Raw genomic sequence first — 26676 nt, 5'->3', positions numbered from 1 at the left:
CCTAGAACCCGAGCGGATCACCGGGTTGGACCTTCTCCACGTCGAGACATCGGCGACGTGCCAAGATGCGTTCGTGCGGACTTCGGTGGTTGCCCCCTACGCGGCGTATCTGCGGGTGTACGAGCCGCTGGCGGCGTTTCCCGAGCCGGAACGCGGCCGGTGGGCCGCGTACGCCGCCACGCGGCCGTCAGGCACCTCGGCGACCGCCGAGCCGCCCTCGCCCGCCGGACTCACCGCGCAGGAGCACCGGAGCGGCCTGGAGAACCTTCTGGCCACCCCTCCGGTGATCGCGCCGCCGCACGAGAGCGAGGACGCCTACGTGCAGGTCCTGGACGGCGTCACGGTGGTCTGCCCCCGGCAGCCCCGGCTGCGCTGCTGGACGGCGCTGGCCGAGCTGCGCCGGGAGTATCCGGCGACCGTCCTGGACGTGTTCTGGCCCCGGCTGGTGATCGACCAGGCGCACCTGGAGCACGAGCGGTGGAAGTCGGCGCACCCGGACGTGCAGCCGCACATCCACAGCAGCACGTGGCATGTCCCGGTGCGCTGGTTCGTGCTGTTCGCGCCGGAGGAGCGGGTCGTGGTGCCCGCGGCCGAGGGCGGCTCGGCGGGGCCCGGGGAGCTCTACTACCGGACCCCCATGGTGCAGGCCAGGCGGCGGATCGCCCGGGCGCTGAAGGTGCTGCGCGAGACGGTCGAGGACGGCGCGCTGATCACCGGCCTGGAGAACGTCGGCCGGTGGCTGGAGGAGTTCCATCCGCGCGCGATGGTCGAGCTCGACTACGGGGGCCTGGTGCGCCTGGTCGCCCCCGATCCGACCGCCGACACCTCCGTCGCGGACGTCGCGGAGGGCATCGCCGCCCTGGGGTCCGGTGACGGAGCGCGAGCATCGGCGGCCTACCGCAGGATTACGGAGCGTTGGCAATCGGTACGCGCGCTGGAGCACGCGAGCTGAGCAAGCGTCCGCATTTCATGAAGTTTCGGCGTGACCGTCGTCACTCTTTCGTGTTCAGTCACCCCGCGATCTGAAAGCCTCTCAACCTGCTGGTTCGAGTTGTGGGACTCCCAGCTCTCCAGGTTGCCGGAGATCGACTCACAACAAGGTGCATACGCCAGCGAATGGTTCGTATATGATGAAAAGGACAAACCAGATGTAGTCGGTCTGGTCGGGTCGGGTCATCGGGGATACTTCGTTGCTGGTGGGGCGGGGTGGACGCGAGGGGACGGCCGGGCCCGTGTGACTCATCGTCACAGTCATGTGACTGTCCGCTATGCCTGGTCCTTCGGGATCGCGTGGCTTGAACCCTGGGATGCCAATTCCGGCGGTTTGACCAACCGGGTGCGGCGGATGGTGTACTTGTACTGTGAAGGACAAGCCGTTCGTCCTATAACCGACTTGGCCCTCGTGAACTATTTAGGACATCGTGGGTCAAGGTGCAGAATTTGAAGAAAGAACCGTGTTGGTTCGGTTCTCCCGAGGAGGCCGCTCATGACCGCTCGTACGCCTGATGCCGAGCCGCTGCTGACGCCGGCCGAGGTTGCCAGCATGTTCCGCGTCGACCCCAAGACGGTGACGCGCTGGGCCAAGGCCGGCAAGCTCACGTCGATCCGCACGCTCGGCGGACACCGTCGCTACCGCGAGGTGGAGGTCCGCGCCCTGCTCGCGGGCATTCCGCAGCAGCGCAGCGAAGCCTGAGGGCTGCGTCGAAGCTTTTCCCCTGAGTGCTGCACCGGATCCCGCCGGGTCCGGTGCAGCACTCTTTTGTATGCCCGTACACGTGCCCGCCGGGTGCCCCTCGGGTCCCCGTCGTCCGCCGTGCGCGCTCGCCGTGCGCTCGGGCCGGTCGGCGGCGGTGGCGCGGCCGTGTCGCGGGGCCGGCGCGGTGCTTCCGTCGAGGTCGGACCCGGGGCGGTCGGGGCGCCGACGGCGCTTCGGGGTGGCGCTTTCGCCGGGGGATCACGACGATGTCCAGTAAAATATCACATAGAATGCACGGTTGATTTCCGGCCGTCGATGAAAACGATCGCCGGTCGAAACAGTGACCTTGGTCACACGGGACTCCTCGGAGAGTGCCTCGGCGACTCGCGCCAATGGTTCGAACCTCTGCCGGCCGGGGCCGTGTCGGTGCGGCGGCGAGGCGCCCGCCCGGGCCGCCCGTCGGGCCGCGGCGAGCGGGTGCCGCGGGCGCCTCGGGCCGGGGTCGCGGGGCGGGCATCGGGCCCGTTCGAGCCCGCTCGGAGCCGTGGTGAGGGGTGTGGCGCCCGCCGGTCCGGCCGGTCTTCGCGGGGTCGGGCGGGACGGTCCGGATCGGGCTCCGCGGGTGCGACGGACGAGGCGATCGGGACGGATTCGACGGGCCGGGACCGAAATCGGCAGTCGAACACGCTGAGTGATCATCGGCGGTCTCGGGCAAAGATTCGGATCACGTCGCGACGCCGGCCTTCGTGACTGTGTGCGAGCAGTCTCGGCCGGCCGGATTCGGCGCCCGCGCCCGACCCGATGCGGCCGGGGCCGGCGCGGTCATCACTGTGGCGTAGGTGGGCGATGCTCCGCGTGCGGGTCCGTGTACCCGGTGTTACCACTTGAGGGAACGCGTGTGACCACTGTGACGCGCGGAAACCTCAGTGACCTCAGTGAAGAGGGACGCCATGACACAGACTCAGAATCTCGCGCTGTCGGTCGACTTCAGCCAGGGGTTCACGGACGCGTGGTCCTCCTTCGCGACGTTCGTGCCGAAGCTGATCGCGTTCCTCGTGATCCTGGTGATCGGTTGGATCGTCGCGAAGGTGATCGCGCGAGTCCTCGACCGGGTGCTGCGCAAGGTCGGCTTCGAGAAGGTGGCCGAACGCGGCGGGGTCGCCAAGACCCTGGAGGGTTCCGAATACGACGCCACCGGGATCATCGCCAAGATCGTCTACTACGCGATCCTGCTGATGACGCTGCAATTGGGCTTCGGGGTGTTCGGGCCGAACCCGATCAGCGACATGCTCCGAGCCATCGTGTTGTGGATCCCGCGCGGCATCGTGGCGCTGGTGATCGTGGTCGTCGCGATGGCCGTCGCCGGTGCGGTGCGCGACATCGTGCGCTCGGCCCTCGGCGGGGTCTCCTACGGCAGGGCGATGGGCACCATCGCCTGGGCCCTCATCGTGACGCTCGGCGTGATCGCCGCGCTCGGCCAGGCCGGCATCGCCGGGGCGATCACCGGTCCGGTGCTGACCGCGGTGCTCGCCACCATCGCGGGCATCATGATCGTCGGCGTCGGTGGCGGCCTGGTCATGCCGATGCGGCAGCGCTGGGACCGCTGGCTGGACGTGGCCGAGCGCGAGACCGCCAACGCGCGGGCCAGCGTCGACGCGTACCAGCGGGGCCGCGGCGACGCGATCGCCGGGCAACCCGCGCAGACGCGCGAGGAACGCCGGTAGGGCTCAACCCAGCAGGTCGTGTTCGCGGACCAGCCAGCACACGGCGGTCAGCCGCAACGCGGCGAAGTCGTAGCCGACCGGCTCGCGCCAGTCGATTTCGGCCAGTACGTCGGTGAACCCCAGCACATAGTCGGCGAGGTCCTCGCGGCGCAGTTGGCGCGGGATCAACTCCGCGCCGTCGGCGGCCAGCGAGGTGCGCACCGCCGCGGCGTGCTGGTCCACGGCGGCGACCAGCCCCGGCTCGAAGGCGAACTCCGCGAGCCGGGGCAGGTACGCGTCCACGACCCCCGCGAGGGGGCAGCGGGGCGGCTCGGCGTCGGAGAGTCGGCTCATGTCTCCACTTTAAACATATTTTTCGGCATCAATCTGCAGCTTTTTGTGGCGAATCAGACGTCGGGGGTCCGGCGCCGGGGTCCCGGTCAGACTCCGCCGGCGCCGAGCAGGGTGCCCACGGCATAGGTGACCGCCATCGCCAGGGCCCCGCCGGCGGTGGTGCGGACGATCCCGCGGACCGGTGGGGCGTCGCCGAGGCGGGCGCCGCTCCAGCCGCACAGGACCAGTGCGGCGAGCACCGCGGCCACCGTGATCGGCAGCCGGATCGAGGCGGGCGGCAACACCATCGCGAGCAGCGGCAACAAGGCGCCGACGGTGAAGGCCAGGAAGCTGGCGCCGGCCGCGTGCCACGGGTTGGTCAGCTCGTCCGGATCGATCTTCAGCTCGACCTGGGCGTGCGCGGCGAGCGCGTCGTGCGCGGTGAGCTGTTCGGCCACCTCGCGCGCCAGCGGTCGGGTGAGTCCCTGCTTCTCGTAGAGTCCGGTCAACTCGTCGAGCTCGGCCTCGGGTTCGTCGCTCAGTTCGTGGCGCTCCTGGACCAGCGCGGCCCGCTCCGCGTCGCGCTGGGTGCTCACCGAGACGTACTCGCCCGCGGCCATCGACAACGACCCGGCGAGCAGCCCGGCCAGCCCCGCGGTGAGCAACTGCGCCCGCTCGTCGGTGGCTCCGGCCACCCCGACCACGAGACCGGCGGTGGAGACGATCCCGTCGTTGGCCCCGAGCACCGCCGCCCGCAGCCAGTTCAGCCGCGTACCCATGCCCTCGTCGTGCGGAGCGTGTGTGGGCGACGCCCGATCGAACCCGTCAGCGGCACTCATGCCCGAAGTATCACGATCCGCCCGACCGCGAAGCCCCCGGACACGACCGGAATCCCCGCGCCGAACCCGAGCGGCCCAGTCCACCGGCGTCGAACGCACCCCGAGAACACACCATTCGGGAACGCGAAAACGCCCCTGGCGAACGCGTCGCTCGGGGCGTTGTGGCTGAGTGAGCCTGGTGGCCAGGGGCGGGGTCGAACCGCCGACCTTCCGATTTTCAGTCGGACGCTCGTACCAACTGAGCTACCTGGCCTCGATGGATCAGGGCGCCTTTCGGCGCCCCGATCTTCCATCTTGCGGTCCTGACGGGATTTGAACCCGCGGCCTTCACCTTGACAGGGTGACGAGCACTCCAAACTGCTCCACAGGACCTCTGCGATCTCTTCCCGGCTTCCCGGGTTTCCCTCGCGGTGTTTCGTGTTGAACCCTACCGTACTGGCTGTCCGGCTTGTTGCGGCCCCCGAGGGGGGTTGGTGCGTGCCCCCAACGGGATTCGAACCCGTGCTACCGCCTTGAAAGGGCGACGTCCTAGGCCACTAGACGATGGGGGCTTGTTGGCCGTGTCCGGCGTCTTGTTGCCGTCGGGGACGTCCCGAACTATACGGGGTTTTCGCCGGCGCTTGCAAAGCGGATAACCGGGGCCCCGCGGGGCGGGGGTGGAGGCCGCAGAATGAGGGGGTGTTGGAGATGTCGCGCGACGAGTTCGAGGAACTGGTGGCCGAGGCCCTGGACCGGATCCCGCCCGAGTTGACCAGGCTCATGGACAACGTGGCGATCTTCGTCGAGGACGAGCCCGACCCCGCCGGGGAGCACGGGACCAACCTGCTCGGTCTGTACGAGGGCATCCCGCTGACCGAGCGCGGGGACTGGTACGCCGGGGTGCTGCCGGACCGGATCACCGTCTACCGCAACCCGATCCTGCGGATCTGCGAGACGTACGAACACGTCGTCGAGGAGGTCGAGGTGACCGTCGTGCACGAGGTGGCGCATCACTTCGGGATCGGGGACGCGTGGTTGCACGAGCACGGGTACGGCTGACGCGGGTCAGTGGGCCAGGACGTAGCCGAGGGCGGCGGCGGTCAGGCCGAGGGTGACGCTGAGGAGTACGTACAGGGCGGCGAGCAGGCGTTGGCCCAGGGTGTGCAGTTCGGCCGTCGCGTAGGCGAACGTGCTGAACGTGGTGAGCGTGCCGCAGAAGCCGGTGCCGACGAGGGTGGTCACCCGTTGTCCGGGGGCGAGGCCGGTGACGACGCCCAGGATCAGCGAGCCGACCACGTTCACCGTGAGCACGCCCCACGGGAAGGCCGACTTCCACCGGGTGGAGACGTATCGGTCGGTCAGGTAGCGGGCGGGGGCGCCGACCAGGGCGCCGAGGACCACCATCAGCGGGATCATCCGGCCGCCCCGCGCGAGCGGTGCACGACGGCCGGGCCGAGGCGGACCGCGGTCAGGCCCAGGACCACGCTGCCGGCCACGTAGAGCCAGGCCTGGAGCCAGGCGTGGCCGGCGAGCAGGGTGCGGGTCTCGATCGCGAACGTGGAGAACGTGGTGAAGCCGCCCAGGACCCCCGTGCCCAGGAACGGGCGCAGCAGCGGGTCGGGTGGGGTCACGCCCATCAGGACGCCCATCAGCAGGCAGCCGAGCACGTTGGTGATCAGCGTCGCCCAGGGGAAGGCGGTCCCCGCGTGCGGCATCGCCTGCGCGATCCCCCAGCGGCCCAGCGCGCCGATGGCGCCGCCGAGCGAGATCACGGCGAGGAGTCGGAACGGGGGCACCGGCCCACGGTAGTACGGCCGGTCGCGGCCACCGCCGGGGGATCGCGCACGCTCCCGGCGCGCCATCACGCGCCGCCGCCGAACGAGTGACGGGCGGTGTCCCGAAATTGGAGCGGGAGTTGGTCCCTGGCCATGCTGAACCGGTGACCACGCAGGGGGACATCGGGCCGATGCCGGACTTCGCCGACGACGAGCCCGAGTTTCCCGGAAGCGGATCGTCGACCCGAGTGGGCGAGCCCGATCGGCGGTCGGGCGATGCCGCGCGCGACCCCGGGACGCCCGGGTTCGAGCCGGAGCACACGGGGCAGCCCGCCGTGCCGCGCGCTCGCGACGCCCGGCGTCCGGCGCCGAGCGCACAGCCGTACGAGCCGGTGGCCGGCGAGGCGTGGGGGAGTCCGGAGCCGCCGCGCGACCGGCCCGTCCCGAGCCCCGGCGACGTCGAGGAGTTCGGGTCGGACCCGACCGCCGAACCGGGGGCGCGGGATCCGGGGACCGTCGGGCATGCGGTCTCCCGGGTTCCGCCCCCGGAGCGAATCGGCGACCCGGCGGGGGACTTCGCCCTCTTCCGCACCGGCGGCAGGCTCACGGCCGAGGTGGCGGAGGTGTCGGAGGGCTCCCACGGCGAGCCGGTGTCGATGCTCGCCGAGTGGTTCGGCGAACCCGATTCGATCCCGAGCGCGCCCCGCGTCGAGCACGAGACCGTGGCGACGGAGCGGCGGGCCGCGCGGCGGCACCGGTCCGCGCACCGGGGTCGTCGGACCGCCGAGACCGCCCGCACGCAGGTCGCGCGCGGGCTGCCCGAGGAGCGATCGACCGGCGCCGGTTGGGAGTTCGTGACCTTCTTCGTGGTGCCGGCGCTGATTCTCGCGGGCCTGCTGTACCACTTCGGCTGGACCCGCGCCGTGGCCCGGTCCGACTATCTCGGGTTCGACGAGAGCGTGCTGGGCACGCCGGCCCGGGAGTATCCGGCGGACGCCCTGCGCACCCTGTACCGGCCGCTGCTCGTGGTCACCGCCGGGCTGCTCGCCGCGCGGATGGCGCACCCCCGGCTGCTGGTGTGGCTGCGTCGGCACCGACGGATCGCCGGGTGGTGCGTTCGCGCGCTGCGCTGGGCGTGGCTCGTGGTGCCGGCCGCGGTCCTGCTCGGCGCACACCGGTGGCCCGTGCGGGATCCGCGCTGGGAGCCGCTGCTGCTGCCCGGGGCGCTCGCGGTCGGGTTGTCGATCTGCGCCTACGGGGTGCTGCTCTCGCGTCGGATCGGCGCGCACCGGCGCGGCTCCGTCGCGGGCGGGCGGCCGTGGTCGCTGCCGATGGCGCTCACCGCCGCGGTCGTGGTGCTGTGCCTGTTCTGGGCGTCGGGGTCGTACGCGAAGGTGTCGGGGCGGGACGACGGCCGGGCCGTCGCGCACCAACTGCCGCGGCGGACCGGGGTGGTGCTCTACTCCGTGCAGGATCTGCGGATGCGGTCCGGGGACGGGATCGCGGTCGAGGAAGAGATCGGTGCTTCCTATCGTTACCGCTACACCGGTCTGCGCTTGTTGCGACGTGCCCCGGGGACGCTGTTCCTGCTCCCCGAGCACTGGTCGTGGCGGCACCCGAGGCTGCTCGTGGTGCACGAGGACGCACGTGTGCGGGTGGAGTACGAACGCACCCGATAGGCGTAAACGCGCAGTGATCGGGTACGCTGGTGAATCGCTTTGCCCATATCCAGGCGCTGCCATGAGTCGCGGCGCCTCGTAGGCTCGTTCTGGTGCTCCGCAGAAGTGTCGCTTTCTCGTGCGACCACATTTCGGCTGCGGACCTTCGAGACGGGCCGCATCCGGAAGGTTTTGCATGCCCCCCTATGCCAATGACACTGCTACGCCCATGCCCGGTACCGAAGGTGCCGAGGTGCAGGAGGGTGTGGCGGATGCGCAGGCAGCCGAGGTGACCGAGGTCGCTTCGGAGATCACCGAGATCGCCGACGAGGTCGTCGCGAACGACGACGACACCGTGTCCGCGGCGGACGCCGACGAGGACACCGACACCGACATCGACGCCGAGGCGGGCGTCGAGGACTACGAAGAGGCCGACGAGGCCGACGAGCGGGTCGAGGCTTCGGACGAGGCCGATGCCGACGAGCGGCCCGAGCCGACCGGCCCCAGCTTCGCCGAGTTCGGTCTGCACAAGGACGTCGTGGAGGCGCTCGCGCGTCGCGGCGTGACCCACCCGTTCCCGATCCAGGCCGCGACGCTGCCGGACGCGATGGCCGGCAAGGACATCCTCGGCCGCGGTCGTACCGGTTCCGGCAAGACGCTGGGCTTCGGTCTGCCGATGCTCACCCGGCTCTCCGGTCGCAAGGCCCGCGCCCGGCGTCCCCTGGCGCTGATCCTCACCCCGACGCGTGAGCTCGCGATGCAGGTGCACGACGCGCTCGAGCCGTACGGTCGCATCCTCGACCTGCGGATGAAGACCGTCACCGGCGGCATGTCGATGCCGAAGCAGATCTTCGCGCTGGAGCGCGGCGTCGAGATCCTGGTGGCCACCCCCGGTCGGCTCCAGGACCTGGTCGACCGCGGTTCGGCCGTGCTGGACAACATCGAGATCACCATCCTCGACGAGGCCGACCAGATGGCCGACATGGGCTTCCTGCCCGAGGTCAGCGCGCTGCTCGACCTGATCCCGGCCGGCGGTCAGCGGATGTTGTTCTCCGCCACGCTGGACAAGGGCGTGGACGCGATCGTCCGCAAGTACCTGGACAACCCGGTCACCCACTCGGTGGACCCGCACGCGTCGTCGGTCACCACCATGTCGCACCACGTGCTCGTGGTGCAGCCGAAGGACAAGACGTACGTCACGGCGGCCATCGCGGCCCGTCGCGGGCGCACGATGATCTTCGTGCGGACCAAGTTCGGCGCCGACCGTGTCGCGCAGCAGCTGCGCGAGGCCGGTGTCCGCGCCGAGGCGCTGCACGGTGGCATGACCCAGGGCGCGCGTACCCGCACCCTGGCCGAGTACAAGGAGGGCCGCACGCCGGTCCTGGTCGCCACCGACGTCGCCGCCCGCGGCATCCACGTCGACGGCATCGACCTGGTCCTGCACGTGGACCCGGCCGCCGACTCGAAGGACTACCTGCACCGCGCGGGTCGTACCGCGCGCGCCGGCGAGGCCGGTGCGGTGGTCACCCTCGCGTTGCCGCACCAGCGCCGCACGGTGGACCGCCTGATGGAGGACGCCGGCGTCGAGCCGACCCGCCTTCGGGTGCAGGGCTCCAACGACCCGGAGATGCGCAAGCTGACCGGCGCGCGCACGTTGTCCGAGGTCAAGGCCCAGTCCGTGGCGGACGCCGCGGTCGAGGCCGAGGCCGAGGCGGAGCGGCTGGCGGCTCGCATCGTCGAGCTCAAGGCCGAGGCCGCCGAGCTGCGCCGCAAGGCGGCCGAGCTGGCCGAGGCGGCGAAGAACGGCGACGTCCCGGTGCGCACCGAGCGCTACGAGCGCCCGGACCGCGACCGTGGTGAGCGCGGCGACCGCGGTGACCGGCGCGAGGCCGGCTACCGCGGTGACCGCGGCGATCGTCCGTCGTACGGCGACCGCGGCGGCGACCGTCGTGGTGGTGCGCCGCGTGGCGACCGTCCGTCCTATGGCGACCGGGGTCCGCGTACCGGTGACCGTCCGTCCTACGGCGGCGGCGACCGGCGCGAGGGCGGCTACCGCGGCGACCGTCCGCAGGGCGACCGCGGCCCCCGCGGCGACCGGCCCGCGTACAACGACCGTCCGTCGTACGGCGGCGACCGTTCCGCGCGTACCGGCGAGCGTTCGTCCTACGGCGACCGCGCCCCGCGTGGTGACCGTCCGTCCTATGGCGACCGGGGTCCGCGTACCGGTGACCGTCCGTCCTACGGCGGCGGCGACCGGCGCGAGGGCGGCTACCGCGGCGACCGTCCGTCGTACGGCGACCGTGCGCCGCGCACCGACCGGCCCGCGTACGGCAACGACCGCGCGCCGCGTGGCGACCGTCCGTCCTACGGCGACCGTCCGTCGTACGGCTCGGGCTCGGGCGAGCGTTCGCACGACCGTGCGCCGCGTCGGGACGGGCACTACGACCGGCCGGCCGGCGGCGCGGGCGACCGCAAGCCGCGCTGGAAGCGCGACGCGTAAGCGGTGCGTAATCGAACGGTAATCGTTCTGTAGTCAAAACCACCGGGCGGGGCGGGATCGATCGCGTATCGATCCCGCCCCGCTCAGTAATGTGGCGGCATGAAGCGGACCTCGTTCGGAACCTGGCCGTGCTCCATCGCCCGCGTCCTCGAGTTGTTCGGCGACGGATGGACGCCGCTCGTGTTGCGCGAGGCGTCCTACGGGGTCCGGCGGTTCGAGGATCTTCAGGAGAACCTGGGCATCGGCCGCAACGTGCTCGCCCAGCGGCTGAATCTGCTCGTCGAGGAGGGTCTGCTCGATCGGGTGCCCTACGAGGAACGGCGACCCCGGCACGAGTACGTGCTGACCGCCAAGGGGCGCGACTTCTTTCCCGTGCTGGTGGCGATCGGCCGATGGGGCGACACCTGGCTGGCGGACGAGGACGGGCCGCCCGTGGTCTATCGGCACGGCGGCTCGGAGGGGCACGAGGCGCAGGCCGAGGTGGTCTGTTCGGTATGCGGCGACCCGCTCCACCTGGAGGACGTCGAGCCGTTGACCGGACCGGGTATGACGCCGCGTCAGGCGCATCGGGCGGTGGCCGAGGGGCGATGCGGGGCCCGCGCGTCGACGGTGCCGGCGCAGCGCGGGCCCTGGTAGCGGGGCCGGCCGGCTCCGCGCGGCCTACCCCCGGCTCGGTTCGGCGGCGCGGTCGCCGCGTTCCAGGCGGTTGCGGGTGCCGAGGTCGGCCCGGTCGGCGGCGGCCTTGCCGTGCCGCCAACCGTCGGCGTCCCGGCCGCGCAGGCGGTGCGTGGTGCGGGTGGGGAACATGCGCTCGGTGCTCTCCTTGACCGCGACCTCGCGGGCGGCCAGCGCCGGGAGGAGCCGGTTGTCGGAGGCCGCGTTCGCGTCCGCGACGGCCTCCTCCTCGGCGGCGGTCAGCCGCTCGCGGATCCGGTCGGCGTAGGCGATCAGGAACGACTGGCGGAAGGTCTTGGTGCGCCGGGCCCGGCCGGAGTCGTGCAGATGCGAGCCGGCCCGGTTCATCGCGACGGTGGCCTGGACCAGGAGCGAGGTGTAGAGCAGTTCGACCGCGTCCAGGTCGGAGTCGAAGCCGACCACGGTGGAGAAGCCCAGCGCACCGGACCAGATCGCCTGGCAGCCGTTGGCGTCGGCGACCGCGTCGAGCAGCAGCGCCTTGGCGCCCTCGTACGGGTTGTCCACACCGATCCGGCAGGCACCGGGGGTGTGCGCCGCGTCCGTGCCGACGCCGAGCAGCGCCTCGTCGATCCGGTGCCGGGTCGTCAACTCCTGGGCCTTGGCGGTCAGCGCCTCGGCCTCCTCCGGGTATTCGGTCGACTCGGCCTTAGCCAACAGGGCGCGCACGCGGGCGAGTTGGCGCTCCTCGCCGGTGGCCGGGCGGGTCTGCGCCGGTTCCCGGTAGGTCGCGGCGGTGAGCGGTTCGATGGCGGGCAGTCGGGCGATCGAGCGCAGCAGTTCGAGCACTCGCGCGGCGGTGCCGAAGCGGTCCAGGCCCTCGCGGGCGCCCAGTTCGGTGAGGTAGGCGTCGTCGGTGCTCCACCACGGGGTCGTCGCGTTCAACTCGCGCACCTGGGCGGTCCACCGGCGGCCGGTGCCCGCGTAGCCCCGGGCCTGCGCGGCGACCAGGTCGGCGGCGATCGGGGCGTGTCGCTCGCCCAGGTCGCGGGTGACCGCGCGGACCACGTCGGCGGGCTCCCAGCCGCGGCGCCGGCAGCCGTCGGCGGTGCGCTCGTACAGCACGAGCACCGCGCGCGAGACGTCGGGCCAGTCGGCGGCGGAGGCCGCGAGCAGGGAGGCGCCGAGGTCGATCGCGTCCGCCAGGGCGTCGTCGGACGCGCTCAGGACGGCATGGAATTGGGTTTCGACGAGCGTGGAGGACACCCGTCAAGCATTGCATTTCCGGCGCGCGGACGAGCCGGGCCCGCGCGTGGCCCCGTTCACGGCCGCGACCGCGGCGCTCAGGCGCGGGCGTAGCGGCCGGGCGCGGTGCCCACGGCGGCGGTGAAATCGCGGGTCAGGTGGGCCTGGTCGGCGTAGCCCAGATCGGCCGCGAGCGCCGCCCAGTCGATGCCGGCGCCGTGTTCGGCCCGCTCGGCGACCTCCTGGAGCCGGGCCCGGCGGAGCACCCACTTGGGGCCGACCCCGACGTATTCGGCGAACAGGCGCTGAAGGCGGCGGACCGGGACGCCGACCTCCTCGGCCAGGTCGTCGACCCGGAACAGGTTCGGCGCGGTGGTGATCCGCGCGACGATCGCGGCGGTCTCGGCCACCGCGGGATCGGGCTCGGCCCCCGGCAGCGCGGCGCGCAGCCAGGTCTCGGCGAGGGCGACCCGCTCCGGCTCGGCGGCCGCGCCCAGCACCCGCTCGCCGGCGGCCACGACCGCCGGGCCGAACAGGTCGACCGCCGGCACCACCCGATCGGTCAGCGTGGCCACCGGAGCGCCCAGGACCGGCCGGAAACCGCCCGCGCGGAACTTGATCCCGAACACGTGGCCGACCCCGCTCAGCTCGCGCTCGAAGATGTCGCGCACCACGCCGTAGACCGCCGGGAACGGCCGCTCGAAGACCACGTGCACGTTCGGATGCGAGAGCACCTTCTGCCGGAGGGGCGCCCGCCCGCGCAGATCCCAGTGCACGATCCAGTGGTGCTCGACGAACGGCGCCAGGTCGGCGGCCGGCTCGTAGAGGCTCACACGATGGCCGGGCGCGGCGTCGGTGCGCAGCACCCCGCGAGGGCGGTGGGGAAGCCTCATCCGGCCACGGTAGCCGGCGCCGGTGACATCGGCTCGGGCTGTCGCGTTTGTTCAAGACCGGTCACGAGAGCGGGCATAGCGTCGTTTCCATGAATATTCACCACCTGTTCGTCGAAGCGGCCGCCGAAGCCGACCGGATCGCCCACGGTGTCGCCCCCGCGCCCGCCGCCGGATCGACGCCGTGTACCGACTACGACCTGCGCGCGCTGATCAACCACTGGGTGGTGTTCACCTCGCACGGCCTGGAGCATCGGGCGCTGCGTCGGGAGTTGTCCGAGGAACTGATCGCGCGCGACTTCGTCGCCGAGCCGGACTGGGCCGACGCGTATGCCGCGCAGCTGGGCCGGGGCGTGGCGGCCTGGGCCGATCCGGCGGTGTGGGAGGGCGAGATCGACTTCGGCGGGGGCGGCACGATGCCCGCGCCGGAGATCGCCGCGATGTTGCTCGCGGAGCTGGTCCTGCACGGCTGGGACGTGGCCCGGGCGACCGGGCAGGACTACCGGGCGTCGACCGAGCTGGGCGAGGGGATCGAGGCCGTCGTGGCGAAGTACGCGCGGATGTACCGCGAGTACGCCGGCTTCGCCGAGGAGGTGGCGGGCTTCGCGGACGCGAGCGCGTTCGAGCGGGCACTGGCCGCCTCGGGGCGGGATCCGCGCTGGACGCCCTGACCCCGGGTCCGGGGGTCGGCGGGGGTCGGCCGGTTCGATCCCGTCGGTGATCGGACCGGACCGTTTCGGCGTCGGGAAATCCGCGCGGGGGTGGATCGGCTGTGCCTATGGTGGCCGCCGAACCCCTCCGGAGGTATGCGTGGCAACGATGGCGACACTCGACGGCTTCGCGAGTACGGTCCGGTACAGCCCGGGGGCGGAGCGGCGGGCCGCGTTCGTCGCCGGGCGGGTCGACCGGGCCGCGGCGTGGTTGGGCGACCGGCTCGGGTTCGCGGCGCGGGTGCGGTTGTCGGTGGCGGACGCGGACGACTGGGACGCGGTGGCGACGGTGCCGCTGTACGGCACGCCGCAGGGGAGCGGGGACCACCTGCGGGTGGCGGCCGACGACGGCTGGTTCGGGGCACGGCTGTACGCGGACCTGCGGCCGCACCTGGGCGCCGGCACGGTCGGGCGGCTGCGCGAGGTGTACGGGGAACCGCTCGCGTTGCGGCCGTATTTCGACCTGGTGGCGGTGCACGAGCTGACCCACCTCTTCCAGGACCAGCTCTGGCCGGCCCGTCCCGGCATGTGGATCGCCGAGCTGCACGCGAACCTGGCCATGGTCGGCTACGCGCACGAGGTCGAGCCGGACCTGCTGCCGGTCCTGCGCGCCTTCACCGCGACCGTGGACGACCTGCCGGTCGAGGTCGCCCCGCTGCGCGAACTCGCGGACATGGAGCGCTCCTTCGAGCACGGCGCGGTCAACTTCGCGTGGTTCCACTTCCGGTTGACCCGGGTCGCCGAGGAGTTGTGGGCGGCCGGGGGCGCGGAGGTGCTGCGTGGGGTGTACGAGCACGTCGGCGCCGGTGGCGGGGCCGAGCATCCGGCGCTGCGCGCGTCGGCGGCAAGCTGGCCGCGCCGGACGCGGGTGGGTGGTTGAGGACCCGTCGGGTCAGCCGGTCGAGGCGGTCAGCTCCGGGATCGCGGTCAGTTCGGTGCGGGAGACGATGCCGAGCTTGGGATAGGCCTTGTACAGGTGGTGCCCGACCGTGCGCGGGCTCAGGAACAGCTGGGCGGCGATGTCGCGGTTGGACAGGCCCTGGGCGGCGAGCCGGGTGATCTGCAGTTCCTGCGGGGTGAGCAGGGCGAGTACGCCGGCGGGTCGTGGGCCGCGTGGGGTGGCGCTGCCGCCGATCGCGCCGAGTTCGGTACGGGCCCGGTCGGCCCAGGAGCGGGCGTCGAGCCGGTCGAACTCGGCCAGGGCGGTCCGCAGGCGATCGCGCGCTTCGGTCTTGCGGCGCACGCGGCGCAGCCACTCCCCGTACAGCAGCGCGGTCCGGGCCCGCTCCAGCGGTCGGCGCTCGCCCTCGTGCCGGGCCAGTGCCGCGAGCCAGGACCGCTCCGCCGCGTCGTCGCCGGCGAGCAGCGCGCGGCAGCGCAGGACCAGGGCGTCGGCCCACGGGCGGCCGGCCCGGTGCGCCCATCGCTCGAAGCGGTCCAGCGGCTCGCGGGCCCGGTCGGGGTCGCCGGCGCGCACCGCGGCCTCGACGAGGTCGGGGACGGAGCGGGTCGCGCAGATGTGATGGCGCATCGGTTCGCGGGTGAGCCGTTCCAGCCGGTTGAGCGCCGCGTCGGGGCGGCCCAGGCCCAGGTCGAGCAGGCCCAGCGCCCAGGCGGACCAGGGTGCGCCGGCGGGCATCGCGCTGCCGACGCCGCCGGTCAGCGCCGCGGCGGCGTGCCGGTGGGCCGCCTCCTCGTCGCCGGCGACGCCCGCGAGATAGGCCAGCACGCTCTCGAACTGGCTGATCCACTGCCGCTGTCCGGTGTCCTGGGCGATCCGCAGCGCCTCGGTCGCGGTGGCCAGCGCGTCGGTGTGCCGACTCTCGAAGACCTCCGTCTCGGCCCGGAAGAACAGGATCGTCGGCAGTCGACCGATGCCGCCGTGTCGCCGGCTGTCGGCGGCGAGCACCGCCGCGAGGTCGTGTGCGTCGACGTCCTGCCCCAGGGTGAGTCCGACGCCGCACGCGAGCAGGAGGGCGCCCTGTTCGTCGCCGCCGAAGTCGTGGGCGACCCGGACCAGGTCGCCGAGCACCGGGCGTTCGGTGGTGTCCTCGTCGGCCGGGAAGGCGGCGGTCACGAACGCGGCGACCGGCGTCACCGGGGCCGTCGGCGGCAGCTTCAGTGCGGCCAACTCGTCGATGCTCTCCCGTAGTTGCCCCTCGCCCAGATACCACGCGGTGTGCACGGACTGGAGCAACATCCGGGCCGCGCGTTCGGGGTCGGCCCCGGCGGCGAGCGCGGCGCCCCGGCGCAGCGACTCGTGTGCGCCGGGGAACGCCCCCTGCCAGAAGTCGGCCAGCGCGTGGACGTGCAGCAGCCGGGCTCGGACGGCGTCGTCCGCGGCGTCGGTCAGGGCCCGTTCGGCGAACGTGCGGGCCCGGTCCGACTCGCCCGCCTCGGCGGCGGCCTCGGCGGCCAGGGTCAGCCGCCGGGTGCGCGCGGCGACGTCCTCGGTCAGTCGGGCGGCCCGTTCGTAGGCGAGCGCGGCGGCGAGGTGGCCGCTGCGCTCGCGGGCCCGCTCGCCGGTGCTCTCCAGGGCGGTCGCCGCCGCCTCGTCCACGCCGGTCGCGGCGGCGGCCAGGTGCCAGGCGCGGCGGTCCGCGTGGTCGGGCGCGCCGAACGCGGCGGCCAGCGCGCGGTGCGCGGCCAGGCGCCGGTCGATCGGCGCGCGCTGCTGCACCGCGGCGCGGATCAGCGGATGCCGAAAGCGCAGCCGGTCGTCGTCGACGACGATCAGCGACGCCTCCTCGGCGCCGGCCAGGTCGGCCGCGCCCGCGCCGAACGCGGCGCCCGCGCGCAGCAGTACGCCCAGGTCGCCGGAGTCGTCGCACGCGGCGAGCAGCAGCAACATCCCGGTGCGCTCGTCGAGCCGGGTGACCCGGCCGTGAAAGGCGATCTGCAGCCGGCTGGTCAGCGGCAACGCCCCCGGCCGCAGGGTGTCCCCGGCCCGTTCGCCGGCCAGCGACACGGGCAGTTCGAGCAGCGCGAGCGGGTTGCCCCGGGCCTCGGCGAGCACCCGGTGGCGGGCGGCGGGATTCAGCTCCTCCGCGTGTGCGTCCAGGAGCGCGCTCGCCTGCTCGGGCGGCAGCGGGGGCAGGTGCAGTTCGGGCAGGCCGGGGACGGGGAAGGCGTCGCGGTCGTCGCGCGCGGCGAGGATCAGCGCGATGCCCTCGGCGTACAGCCGCCGGGCGGCGAACACCAGCGCGTCGGCGGAGGCGCGGTCCAGCCATTGCGCGTCGTCGACGACGCACAGGAGCGGTCCGTCGCCGGCGTACTCGGAGAGCAGGGACAACACCGCGAGGCCGACGAACATCGGTTCCGAACGCTCGCCGACGGCCAGGCCGAAGGCGGCTTCGAGGGCCTGGCGTTGCGGGTCGGGGAGCCGGTCGAGGCCGCCGAGCGCGGGACGGAGCAGCAGGCTGAGCCCGGCGTACGGGAGTTCGGCCTCGTATTCGACGCCGGTCCCGCGGATCACCCGCAGGTCGGTGTCGGCGACCACCCGATCGAGGAGGGCGGTCTTGCCGATCCCGGGCTCGCCGCGCAGCACGAGCACGCCGCTGCGACCCTCCTCGGCCGCGGCGATCAGCTCCTTGATCGCGCCCAGCTCGGCGTCTCGTCCGTACAGCATGCCGATGCGTCCCCCATGTCCGCCCGCTCCGTGGCCGGCCCGTCCGTCCGGGTGTGTGGTGTCGATACCGGTACGGACCTACCGACTCCTGCGCGCCAAAGTACCTATGCGCGACCGATTCCCGTCGATTCGGGGCTCCGTAGGTTCATGGGCAACGGAGCTCGCCGGAACCGCCGGAAGCCCGGAACACCCCACGAAGGACGGTCGCCATGACCACGAACATCGACTACACCGCCCTGGCCGAGCGCTACATCGCCGTCTGGAACGAGACCGACCCGGCCGCCCGGCGCAAGCTGATCGAGGGGCTGTACACGGAGGACGCCGGGTATGTCGACCCGCTGGTGGCGGCCTTCGGGCACGACGCGATCGACGCGACGCTCGGCGCGGTCCAGAGCCAGTTCCCGGGCCTGGTCTTCACCCTGGGCGGGGCCGTCGACGGGCACCACGACCTGGCGCGTTTCACGTGGAACCTCGGCCCGGCGGGCGCGGAGGCCATCGTGGTCGGCTTCGACGTGATCAACATCGCCGAGGACGGCCGGATCGGGCGGGTCAGCGGCTTCCTGGACAAGGTGCCGGCGGGGTTGTGAGCCGCCGCGTCGGACTCGGGGCCGGGCCACGGTAGCTCGGCCCCGCGGTCTTTCGTCTCTTCTCTTCTTGTGCCCGCCGTCCGGGTCGGTCCGTTCGGGCCGGCCGGGCGCTTTCCCGGAAGGAATCACCCGTGTCCGCCTCCACGACGGCCATCGTCCCCGACGCCGCGACATCGACGCCCCGGCAGTCGTGGGGCGCGCTGCTGGTCCTGCTCGCCGGGATCTTCATCACCACGCTGGACTTCTTCATCGTCAACGTCGCGATCCCGGCCACGCAGGAGGACCTGCGTGCCACGCCGGCCGCGATCCAATGGGTGGTCGCGGGTTTCGGCCTCGCGGTCGCCGCCGGGCTGATCACCGCCGGTCGACTGGGGGACATCCACGGCAGACGGCGGATGTTCGCGATCGGTCTGGCCCTGTTCACCGTCGCGTCGGCCGGCTGCGGGCTGGCCGGGAACGCGGAGACGCTGATCGCGGCCCGGGTGGTACAGGGCGCGGCGGCGGCGCTGCTGATGCCGCAGGTGCTCGGCATCGTCAATGTGCTCTACGTCGGCGAGCAGCGGATCAAGGCGTTCACCGCGTACGGGCTGGCGATGGGCTTCGCGGGGGTGTTCGGTCAGCTGATCGGGGGCGCCCTGATCCAGGCCGACGTGTTCGGGCTCGACTGGCGCGCCATCTACTGGATCAATGTCCCGGTCGGACTGGTCGCGCTGGTGCTGGTCCCGAAGGTGATCCCGGAGACGCGCGGCGAGGGCGGCACCCGGCTCGACCCGGTCGGCACCGTACTGGTCACGCTCGGCCTGGTCGCCGTGGTGTTGCCGCTGGTCCAGGGGCGGGAGCAGGGCTGGCCGCTGTGGACCTGGCTGTCGCTCGGTGTCGCCCCGCTGCTGCTCGGCGCGTTCACGCTGTACCAGCGCCGGCTCGCCGGGAACGGCGGCGCGCCGCTGGTGGATCCGGTGTTGTTCCGGGAGCGGCCGTTTTCGGTGGGCATCACGACGGCGCTGGTGTACGGCCTGGTGAACGTGGCGTTCTTTTTGATCCTGGCGCTGTACCTGCAGTTGGGCCACGGGATGTCGGCGCTGGACTCGGGGCTGCTGTTCATCGCCCTCGGGGTCGGGTACTTCCTGTCCTCGGCGGTCTCGGGGCGGATCGCCGCGGGGCTGGGTCGGCAGGTGCTGGCGCTCGGTGCGCTGGTGCAGGGCGCGGGGCAGGTGGCGCTCGTGGCGACGGTGTCCGACACGCACGAGACGTTGTGGCTGATCCCGGGCCTCGCGCTGACCGGGTTCGGGATGGGGCTGGTGATGGGTCCGATGGCGGCGACGGTGCTGGCCGGGATCGGCGCCCGGCACGCCGGTTCGGCGGCGGGCCTGCTGTCCACGGCGCAGCAGGTGGGCGGGGCGCTGGGGGTGGCCCTGGTGGGCATCGTCTTCTACGACACGCTGGGCGGCGCGCCGACGGCCGACACCTTCGGGGACGCGTTCGTGAACGGGCTCTGGCTGCTGACGGCCTTCTGCGCGGTGGTCGCGGCGCTGGTGCAGCTGTTGCCGGGGCGGCGAGCGGGCACGGTCGTGGCGGGCGGGGCGGCGGAGGCGGGTGCACCGGCGGCCGAGGTGGCGGTGTTGGTGTGAGGTCCGCGGAGTGAGGTTTCGGGGGTGTGGCGAGCGGCGGCGGGGCCCGAGGGGTCCCGTCGCCGCTTTGGTGTCGCGGGTTGTTCTACTCGGCGTGTCTGGCCGCGTAGCGGCGGGCCTTGGTGCGGTTCCCGCATACGCGCATCGAGCACCAGCGTCGGCTCCGGTTCTTGGAGACGTCCCAGAAGACCCAGTGGCAGCCGTGCTCCGGGCAGCGCTTGAGGCGGGTCGCCTCGCCGCTGCCGACCAGGGTGCTCCAGGCGATGGTCAGCTCGGCCAGTGCCCGCCGGATGGGCGGGAGTTCGGGGCTCGGTACGAGGACGGCGGGGCGCTCGTCGTGACCCAGTTCGACGACCAGGGGCAACGCGCGGGTCACCTCGTCGGCGCGTCGCAGCAGGTCCGGGTCGGGCGGATCCCCGACCGGGACGCCCAGCCGTTCGCGCAGCCCGGCCCGTAGCGCCAGCGCGGCGGCGTACTCGGTGGGGCCGATCGGGACGTCGGGATCGAGCAGCCTTTGCTCGGCCAGCCACGTGCCGAGCCGGGTGGGCTTGTCCAGGTCGTCGGTGCCGAGGTCGACGTCGACCGTGTTGACGAACGCCTGGACGAGCAGGGCCGCGGCGGGTGCCTCGGGCATCGGCGCCTCCGTCTTCGGGTCGATTCGGCCGCCGGGTCCACTCTACTGCGACTAACCGGCTATCGCTTTTACCGGTTGACGCCCCGCGCGGGTCGATGCCAGGATCCACGGGAGTCGGGCCAACCGGTAAACGGCTTTGGTGGTTAGGGGTGGGCGATGGCCTCGCGGGGCGCACGAACCGAGCGGGTCGTCGGGTCCGCCGCACCACGAGCGGGCGGTCCTCGGGCGCGGAACACCGCGGTCCTGCTGGCCTTCACCGTGGTCACCAACCTGGCCGACGGCATCACCAAGATCGTGCTGCCGGTGCTGGCCGCCCGGGCCACCGACTCGCCGGCGCTGGTCACGCTGGTGTCGCTGGCCCTGTCGCTGCCGTGGTTGCTGGTCGCGCTGCACGTGGGCGTGCTGGTGGATCGGGCCGACCGGCGCCGATTGTTGTGGCTGGCCGGCGGGCTGCGGCTGCTGGCGATCGGTGGGCTGCTCGCGATCGTCCTGGCGGGTCGGGCCGGCATCGTCGTACTGGGGCTCGGCGGCCTCGTGCTCGGCGTGGCGGAGGTGATCGCGCTCACCTCGACCGCGGCGTTGATCCCGGTGATCGTCCCGCGGTCCGATCGGGAGCGGGCCAACGCGCTGATCACCGGGGCGGAGACGGCCGCGAACGAGTTCGCCGGACCGTTCGTTGGCGGGTTGTTGCTGGCCGCGGGCACCGGTCTGGCGCTCGGGGCGACGTGGGTGGCGTACGTTGCCGCGAGTCTGTTGCTGCTTTTGCTGACCGGGCGGTTTCGGGCGGTCGGGCGGGCGGGGGTGGAGGTCGGGGACGAGGGCGGGTCCGATGGGTCGGACGGGTCGGGTGCGCCCGATGCGCCCGGCACGGTCAATGCGCAGATCGCCGAGGGGCTGCGTTACCTCTGGGGGCATCGCCTCCTGCGCACGATGACGCTGATCCTCACCGTGTTGTTCGCGAGTTGGGGCGCGTGGCTGGCGCTGATGCCGCTGGTCGCGCACGACACGATGCACATGTCCGCCCGGGAGTACGGGGTCGTGCTGAGCGCGCTCGGCGTCGGCGGACTGCTCGGGGCGGTGCTCGTGGGCCGGTTGAACCGGCTGCTCGGTCACCGGCGGGTGATGCTGGCCGACCTGATCGCCACGATCGTGATGATGGCGGTGCCGGCGGTGACCACCGGGATGTGGGCGATCGCCGGCGCGGCGTTCGTCGGCGGATTGGGCGGCACGCTGTGGTCGGTCAACGCCCGGTTGATCGCGCAGAACCTGGTCCCCGAGCACATGATGGGCCGCTACAGCGGCGCCGCCCGCCTGCTCGGATGGGGCGCGATCCCCGTCGGCGCGGGCTTGATCGGCGTGCTCGCCGAGTGGTTCGGCGTCCGGGCGGCGTTCCTGGCCTTCGCCGTCGCCGCCGCCGCGACGATCCCGCCGTACCTGCGGGTGGTCACCGACACCCGCCTGGCCCCCGCATTCCGCGTGCCCGGGGCGGAGGAGCCGGGGGCGGGGAAGACGGGGGCGGAGGAAACGTCGGCGAAGGAGCCGAGGACACGTTAGCCGGCACCCCCGGTCGAGCCGCGCCGGCCCGAATCGCCCGGCCCCTCCTCAGTGCGGCGGTTCCGGCCACATCCGGCCCGCCGGGACGTCCGGGCCGTCGATGATCGCGCTGAGCATCCGCAGGTTCTCGGCGAACACCTCGGCCGCCTCGGGGCCGATCGTCCGGCTGATCATGCCGTCGACGTCCTTGACCACGCGCCGGCCCTCGGCGACGCCCGCGCTGCCGAGTTCGGTCAGCTCCAGGAGGACCACCCGCTTGTGTACCGGGTGGGGGCGGCGGACGATCCAGCCGACACGTTCCAGCGCCAGCATCGCGGTGGTCACGCTCTGGGGGGTGATGTGGTGCGCGCGGGCGAGGTCGGCGGCGGACAACGCGCCGTTCTCGTCGAGCCGACCGGCCAGGCCCAGCTGGTTGATCGAGACGCCGATGCCTTCCAGGCGCTCGTTGAGCAGCCGCTGTACCGACTGCTGGGCACGCCAGAGCAGATGGGGCAGCTGCTCGCTCCACGCGGCGGCGGCGACTTCCCGGGGGGCGGGCATCACACGTTTCCCTTCATCGGATGGCCGGGGGTCCGCACCCCGTGGGTGCCTCACCGGTCACCGTAGGGCACGTCCGGCCCCGGCTCGTGCCGTGTCGACGTACATGTTCGCAGGTGAGGTGCATGTTCCCAGGAGACGCGGATGTTCGCAGGGAGTATGCATGTTCTAAGTATGCATACAAGTTCACAGGCTTCTGATAACTTGACAGTCTTCGATTACTCGGAAGGCTGTCTCACCATGTCCACGACCCCGCAGTCCACCCCGTCCGCAACGAGTCCGCCGCCGACCGGGGCCGTGGCCCGGCCTGCGCTCACCGTCGTGCTCGCCTGTCTCGGGGTCTTCGCCTCGTACGTGCCCATCGGCGGGGTCGCGGTGTCCCTGCCGACCATCCAGCGCGGGCTCGGCGCGTCCACGAGCGATCTCCAGTGGATCAGCGACTTCTTCATCCTGCCGATGGCGGCGCTGATCCTGACCTTCGGCCTGATCGGCGACCTGTACGGGCGCAAGAAGGCGTTCCTGGCCGGCCTCGCCCTGCTCGCCGTCGGCGCCGCCGTCAACCTGACCGCGCACAGCGTGGCCCAGGTCTGGGTGGGCCAGGCCCTCTCCGGCGCGGGCGGCGCGGCCCTGCTCACCTCCAGCCTGGCGCTGATCAGCCACGCCTACCCCGACTTCCGGACCCGGGCCAAGGCGATATCCGCGTGGGCCGCGTCCCTGGGCCTGGGCATGTCCCTGGGCCCGCTGGTGAGCGGGACGATCCTGGAACACGCCTCCTGGCGCTGGATCTTCGCGCCGACCGTGGTGATCTGCCTGATCGGCGCGGTGATCGCGGTGGCGCTCCTGGAGGACTCGCGCTCGGCGCACGGCCGGGCGATCGACGTCCCCGGTCAGCTCACCGCGATCGTGGCGATCTCCGGTCTGATCTACGGCGTGATCGAGGGTGGCACCAGCGGCTGGACGCACGGTCCGGTCCTGGCCGCGTTCGCGCTCGCGGTGCTGGGCCTGGTGGCGTTCGTGTGGGTCGAGCGCCGTTCGGCGGCGCCGATGTTGTCGCTGGACCTGTTCTCCTCGCGGGTCTTCAGCGGCGCCGGTGTGGTGACCATGCTGACCATGTTCGGCCTGGTCGGGATCGTCTTCTCGCTCAGCCTGTTCTTCGGCAACGTCCAGCACCTGAGCGCCCTCGAGATCGCCTACCGCTTCCTGCTCGTCAACGGTCTCGGCGTGGTGTTCGGCCCGATCGTCGGCCGGCTGGTCGGACGGATCGCCCCGGGGCTGCTGCTGACCGGCGGCCTGGTGCTCACCGGGATCGGCATGTTGTCCCTGAACACGCTGGACACGGACACCGGATTCGCCGCGCTGATCGCTCCGTTGGCGGTGATCGGCGTCGGCTTCGCCTTCGTCATGACGCCGATCACCTCGATCGCGGTGAGCAGCGTCCCGCACCACCTGGCCGGCATGGCGAGCGCGGGCAACAACACGCTGCGCCAACTCGGTGGCGCGCTCGGCCCGGCCGTCCTGGGCGCGGTACTGACCAGCCGGATCACCGCGGGCCTGCCGGGTCACCTGGCCGACTCCGGGCTGGCCGACGCCGACCGCGAACACGTGCGCTCGGCCGTGTCGGACGAGGGGTTGTCGGCGGCCGGCCACCTGGGCCTGGCTCCCGAGCCCACGGGCAGGGCGCTCGGCGCGATCGGCGACAGCTTCGCGGACGCGATGCACGTCTGCATGACGATCGCGGGGGCGGGCATGTTCGCGGCCGCCGTGATCACGGTGCTGACGATCGGGGTTCGGCGGGCGAAGCCGCACGGGGGCACGGCCGTTCGGGCGTCGGGACCGGCGACCGCGTCGGGCCGGGTGCCGGCGCGGGCCGCCGCCGCGACGGTGGCCGCCGGTACCGGTTCGGCGGCGGGCGCGGACGGGGCCTGAACCCCGACCCGACCGTGACACCCCGACGAAGCCGCTCGCCCATCGGCGAGCGGCTTCGTCGGCTGCGGCCGCTCGGCTAGGCCGCCGTCCGCGCCCGCCGCCCGCGACGTCCGGACGCGGTCACCGCCGCGCCCAGGACCACCCCCACCAGCGGCACGATCAGCGCCGTTCGGAAGCCGTCCAGTTCGGAGCCGCCCGCACCGGCCAGGACCGCGGTGACCGTCGACAGGCCCAGCGCCGCGCCGAACTGGAAGGCGGTGTACAGGAGTCCGCCGGCCAGGCCCTGCTCGTCCTCGTCGATGCCGTCGGTCGCGGCGATGGTGAGCGGGCCGTACGCCAGCGCGAAGGCCGACCCGAGCAGCAGCATCGTCGGGAACATCGCCAGGTAGGAGGTGTCGCCGTCGATCGACAGGAACAGCGCGTACGCCACGGCGGCCAGCACCATCCCGCCGAGGATCACCCGCCGGTTCCCGAAGCGCTCCACCAGCCGCGGCGTCAGCGTCGGCGCGAGCACCGCGTCCGCCCCGACCGCGAGCAGCGCGAAACTGGTCTCCAGGGTCGACCAGCCGCGGATCTCCTGCAGGTAGAAGACCGCGATGAACTGGAATCCGAAGAACGAGCCCGCGAACAACAGCGCGCCCAGGTTCGCCCGCACCAGCGCGCCCGAGCGCAGGATGCCGAGGCGTACCAGCGGATTCGCCGCGCGTCGTTCGACGGCCACGAAGGCGAGCAGGAGGGCGACCCCGCCCGCGAAGACCAGGATCGTCCGGCCCGGGCCCTCGGCGGGGTGTTCGAGCCGGACCACGCCGTAGACCAGCAGCAACATCGAGCCGGTCACGCTGATCGCGCCGACGAGGTCGAAGCCCCCACCCGCCTCGGGCCGCTCGTCCCGGGGGATCAGCGCCGCCGCCGCCACCAGGATCGCCGCGGCGAGTACGACCGGTACGAAGAACACCAGCCGCCAGTCGATCGCGGTCAGCAGTCCGCCGATCACCAGGCCGAGCGAGAAGCCGCCCGCGGCGGTGCCTGCGTAGAAGAGCAGTGCCCGGTTGCGCTGCGGTCCCTCCGGGAAGCCGGTGGTGATGATGGACAGCCCGGCGGGCGTCATGAAGGCGGCCGAGGCGCCGGTCACGAAGCGGGCGACGATCAGCATCCAGCCCTCGGTGGCGAATCCGCCCAGGCCGGAGAAGACCAGGAAGACGGTCAGCCAGAAGAGGAACATCCGCCGCCGGCCGAGCAGATCGGCGGTACGGCCGCCGAGGAGCATGAAACCGGCGTAGGCGAGCACGTACGCGCTCATCACCCAGCTCACGCCACCGGTGGACATGCCCAGGTCCTCGCGGATGGTGGGCAGCGCGACGTTGAGCATCGCGACGTCGATGCCCTCGAGGAAGATCGCGCCGCAGAGGACGAGCAGCATGCCCCAGGCGCGGGGGCTCATCCGACCGGCGGCGACGCTGCCGGGGGCGGATTCGGTGGTGCTGCCGGGTGCGGACGTGGATGTGGACATGCGGCAGCCCCTCGGGACGCGGGTGGGTGGGATCGCGGTGGGATCGGGGCCCGGGGGTCGGTTCTTCGGACGAACCCGGTTCCCTCTTGTAACCGACTCCATCCTTCGGCAGCATCGACTTCCATGGAAGAAGGCACTTCGAAGGAACCGACCCCCTGCCCGAGTAACCAGGAGGACTACGACGCCCTCCAGTGGGACGTGCGCGAGGGGTGCGAGGTCCGGCAGATCCTGGACCGGGTCGCCGACAAGTGGTCGCTGCTGGTGATCGCGATCCTGGAGAGCCGCACGTTGCGCTTCACCGAGCTGCGGCGGGAGATCGACGGGATCAGCCAGCGCATGCTCACCGTGACGCTGCGCCAGCTCGAACGCGACGGCCTGGTGCGCCGCACGGTGTATCCGGTCGTGCCGCCTCGGGTGGACTACGCGCTCACCCCGATGGGGACCACGCTGCACACCACGATCCGCTCGCTGGTCACCTGGACCGAGGAACATCAGGAACGCATCGCCGAGGCGCGGGCGGAGTACGACGCGCGCACGGGAGCGGAAGGCGACCTGGCGGTGGCGGCGGGCCGGTCGGCGGCGGGGTAGTCGGCGCGGCGCTCGTTCCGCTCACCCTCGGTGGCGGTTCGGCGGCGATCGTCGGCCGGGTCGGGACGGTCCGGAGGTCGAGGCCCGGCGGCCGACGACCGTCCGGGGCCGCTTTTCGAAACC

At 72.5% G+C, this 26676-nt stretch carries 24 protein-coding genes and 3 tRNA genes; 14 read left to right on the top strand and 13 right to left on the bottom strand.

The window, feature by feature from the left end:
• The first annotated feature begins 73 nt into the window (after positions 1-73).
• The 3 genes from EMA17_RS10165 (at position 74) to EMA17_RS10155 (ending at position 3420) form a co-directional block, all read left to right on the top strand.
• The gene (locus EMA17_RS10165; RefSeq protein WP_170222141.1) at positions 74-952 is read left to right on the top strand and encodes a DUF8083 family protein; all 879 of its coding nucleotides are present in this window, start codon (positions 74-76) and stop codon (positions 950-952) included.
• Between the two features lie 534 nt (positions 953-1486).
• Positions 1487-1693 carry a developmental transcriptional regulator BldC gene (bldC, locus tag EMA17_RS10160; RefSeq protein ID WP_020555617.1) on the top strand — a complete coding sequence of 69 codons (207 nt, stop codon included), beginning with the start codon at positions 1487-1489 and terminating at the stop codon, positions 1691-1693.
• Positions 1694-2646: 953 nt separating this feature from the next.
• Positions 2647-3420: a mechanosensitive ion channel family protein gene (locus EMA17_RS10155; RefSeq protein ID WP_126636568.1), complete on the top strand. Its 774-nt coding sequence runs from the start codon at positions 2647-2649 to the stop codon at positions 3418-3420.
• A gap of 3 nt (positions 3421-3423) precedes the next feature.
• On the opposite strand, the gene EMA17_RS10150 is transcribed toward EMA17_RS10155, so the two are convergent.
• The 5 genes from EMA17_RS10150 to EMA17_RS10130 all read right to left on the bottom strand — a co-directional run bounded on the left by EMA17_RS10150 (position 3424) and on the right by EMA17_RS10130 (position 5122).
• The gene (locus tag EMA17_RS10150; RefSeq protein ID WP_126636567.1) at positions 3424-3753 is read right to left on the bottom strand and encodes a DUF6401 family natural product biosynthesis protein; all 330 of its coding nucleotides are present in this window, start codon (positions 3751-3753) and stop codon (positions 3424-3426) included.
• An 86-nt stretch (positions 3754-3839) separates the two neighbouring features.
• On the bottom strand, positions 3840-4571 hold the full coding sequence (locus EMA17_RS10145) for a VIT1/CCC1 transporter family protein (protein WP_126636566.1): 732 nt from the start codon (positions 4569-4571) through the stop codon (positions 3840-3842).
• 176 nt (positions 4572-4747) lie between these two features.
• Positions 4748-4824 (bottom strand) — tRNA-Phe (locus EMA17_RS10140).
• 44 nt (positions 4825-4868) lie between these two features.
• Positions 4869-4943 (bottom strand) — tRNA-Asp (locus EMA17_RS10135).
• Positions 4944-5049: 106 nt separating this feature from the next.
• Positions 5050-5122, bottom strand: a tRNA-Glu gene (locus tag EMA17_RS10130).
• Between the two features lie 127 nt (positions 5123-5249).
• Between EMA17_RS10130 and EMA17_RS10125 the strand changes: the two genes are divergently transcribed.
• Positions 5250-5609, top strand: coding sequence for a metallopeptidase family protein (locus EMA17_RS10125; protein WP_126636565.1), 360 nt, complete (start codon positions 5250-5252; stop codon positions 5607-5609).
• A 6-nt stretch (positions 5610-5615) separates the two neighbouring features.
• Here EMA17_RS10125 and crcB (EMA17_RS10120) read toward each other — a convergent pair whose 3' ends face one another.
• Positions 5616-5966, bottom strand: coding sequence for a fluoride efflux transporter CrcB (gene crcB, locus EMA17_RS10120; RefSeq protein ID WP_126636564.1), 351 nt, complete (start codon positions 5964-5966; stop codon positions 5616-5618).
• Complete coding sequence (gene crcB, locus EMA17_RS10115) at positions 5963-6346, bottom strand: fluoride efflux transporter CrcB (protein WP_126636563.1); 384 nt, start codon at positions 6344-6346, stop codon at positions 5963-5965. Before crcB (EMA17_RS10115) ends, crcB (EMA17_RS10120) begins: the two co-directional genes overlap by 4 nt.
• Before the next feature lie 143 nt (positions 6347-6489).
• Here crcB (EMA17_RS10115) and EMA17_RS10110 point away from each other — a divergent pair, with 143 nt between their 5' ends.
• The 3 genes from EMA17_RS10110 to EMA17_RS10100 all read left to right on the top strand — a co-directional run bounded on the left by EMA17_RS10110 (position 6490) and on the right by EMA17_RS10100 (position 11119).
• Positions 6490-8004, top strand: coding sequence for a hypothetical protein (locus EMA17_RS10110; protein ID WP_126636562.1), 1515 nt, complete (start codon positions 6490-6492; stop codon positions 8002-8004).
• Between the two features lie 208 nt (positions 8005-8212).
• A complete protein-coding gene (locus EMA17_RS10105; protein WP_126636561.1) occupies positions 8213-10483 on the top strand; it encodes a DEAD/DEAH box helicase in 2271 nt (756 codons plus the stop codon).
• Positions 10484-10582: 99 nt separating this feature from the next.
• Positions 10583-11119, top strand: coding sequence for a winged helix-turn-helix transcriptional regulator (locus EMA17_RS10100; protein WP_126636560.1), 537 nt, complete (start codon positions 10583-10585; stop codon positions 11117-11119).
• 24 nt (positions 11120-11143) lie between these two features.
• Here EMA17_RS10100 and EMA17_RS10095 read toward each other — a convergent pair whose 3' ends face one another.
• On the bottom strand, positions 11144-12382 hold the full coding sequence (locus EMA17_RS10095; protein WP_126636559.1) for a DUF2786 domain-containing protein: 1239 nt from the start codon (positions 12380-12382) through the stop codon (positions 11144-11146).
• Between the two features lie 77 nt (positions 12383-12459).
• Positions 12460-13254 carry a helix-turn-helix domain-containing protein gene (locus tag EMA17_RS10090; RefSeq protein WP_126636558.1) on the bottom strand — a complete coding sequence of 265 codons (795 nt, stop codon included), beginning with the start codon at positions 13252-13254 and terminating at the stop codon, positions 12460-12462.
• A gap of 89 nt (positions 13255-13343) precedes the next feature.
• On the opposite strand from EMA17_RS10090, the gene EMA17_RS10085 reads away from it, so the two are divergent.
• Both EMA17_RS10085 and EMA17_RS10080 read left to right on the top strand, forming a co-directional pair.
• Positions 13344-13922, top strand: coding sequence for a TIGR03086 family metal-binding protein (locus tag EMA17_RS10085; RefSeq protein ID WP_126636557.1), 579 nt, complete (start codon positions 13344-13346; stop codon positions 13920-13922).
• A gap of 139 nt (positions 13923-14061) precedes the next feature.
• Positions 14062-14841, top strand: a complete 780-nt coding sequence (locus EMA17_RS10080) for a hypothetical protein (protein ID WP_126636556.1) — start codon at positions 14062-14064, stop codon at positions 14839-14841.
• Between the two features lie 12 nt (positions 14842-14853).
• Here the strand turns inward: EMA17_RS10080 and EMA17_RS10075 are convergent, their stop codons facing one another.
• Positions 14854-17589 carry a helix-turn-helix transcriptional regulator gene (locus EMA17_RS10075; RefSeq protein WP_126636555.1) on the bottom strand — a complete coding sequence of 912 codons (2736 nt, stop codon included), beginning with the start codon at positions 17587-17589 and terminating at the stop codon, positions 14854-14856.
• A gap of 209 nt (positions 17590-17798) precedes the next feature.
• On the opposite strand from EMA17_RS10075, the gene EMA17_RS10070 reads away from it, so the two are divergent.
• Positions 17799-18176 (top strand): nuclear transport factor 2 family protein, encoded by a 378-nt coding sequence (locus tag EMA17_RS10070; RefSeq protein ID WP_126636554.1) that lies wholly within the window; start codon positions 17799-17801, stop codon positions 18174-18176.
• Between the two features lie 131 nt (positions 18177-18307).
• Entirely contained in the window at positions 18308-19804 is a 1497-nt protein-coding gene (locus EMA17_RS10065) for an MFS transporter (RefSeq protein WP_246126562.1), read from the top strand.
• Positions 19805-19889: 85 nt separating this feature from the next.
• Here the strand turns inward: EMA17_RS10065 and EMA17_RS10060 are convergent, their stop codons facing one another.
• Positions 19890-20438 (bottom strand): CGNR zinc finger domain-containing protein, encoded by a 549-nt coding sequence (locus EMA17_RS10060; protein WP_126636553.1) that lies wholly within the window; start codon positions 20436-20438, stop codon positions 19890-19892.
• A gap of 156 nt (positions 20439-20594) precedes the next feature.
• On the opposite strand from EMA17_RS10060, the gene EMA17_RS10055 reads away from it, so the two are divergent.
• The gene (locus tag EMA17_RS10055) at positions 20595-21992 is read left to right on the top strand and encodes an MFS transporter (protein ID WP_126636552.1); all 1398 of its coding nucleotides are present in this window, start codon (positions 20595-20597) and stop codon (positions 21990-21992) included.
• Between the two features lie 48 nt (positions 21993-22040).
• On the opposite strand, the gene EMA17_RS10050 is transcribed toward EMA17_RS10055, so the two are convergent.
• Positions 22041-22532, bottom strand: coding sequence for a MarR family winged helix-turn-helix transcriptional regulator (locus EMA17_RS10050; protein WP_126636551.1), 492 nt, complete (start codon positions 22530-22532; stop codon positions 22041-22043).
• Positions 22533-22769: 237 nt separating this feature from the next.
• Here EMA17_RS10050 and EMA17_RS10045 point away from each other — a divergent pair, with 237 nt between their 5' ends.
• Positions 22770-24455, top strand: a complete 1686-nt coding sequence (locus tag EMA17_RS10045) for an MFS transporter (RefSeq protein WP_246126561.1) — start codon at positions 22770-22772, stop codon at positions 24453-24455.
• A 76-nt stretch (positions 24456-24531) separates the two neighbouring features.
• Here the strand turns inward: EMA17_RS10045 and EMA17_RS10040 are convergent, their stop codons facing one another.
• A complete protein-coding gene (locus tag EMA17_RS10040; RefSeq protein ID WP_126636684.1) occupies positions 24532-25896 on the bottom strand; it encodes an MFS transporter in 1365 nt (454 codons plus the stop codon).
• Positions 25897-26088: 192 nt separating this feature from the next.
• Here EMA17_RS10040 and EMA17_RS10035 point away from each other — a divergent pair, with 192 nt between their 5' ends.
• Positions 26089-26553: a winged helix-turn-helix transcriptional regulator gene (locus EMA17_RS10035; RefSeq protein WP_126636550.1), complete on the top strand. Its 465-nt coding sequence runs from the start codon at positions 26089-26091 to the stop codon at positions 26551-26553.
• Positions 26554-26676: the final 123 nt, after the last annotated feature.

It is taken from the genome of Embleya hyalina, assembly GCF_003967355.1.
GTDB classification, from domain to species: domain Bacteria; phylum Actinomycetota; class Actinomycetes; order Streptomycetales; family Streptomycetaceae; genus Embleya; species Embleya hyalina.
Note: the sequence above shows the minus strand (reverse complement) of the source record. Positions and strands in the feature narration are given on the sequence as shown.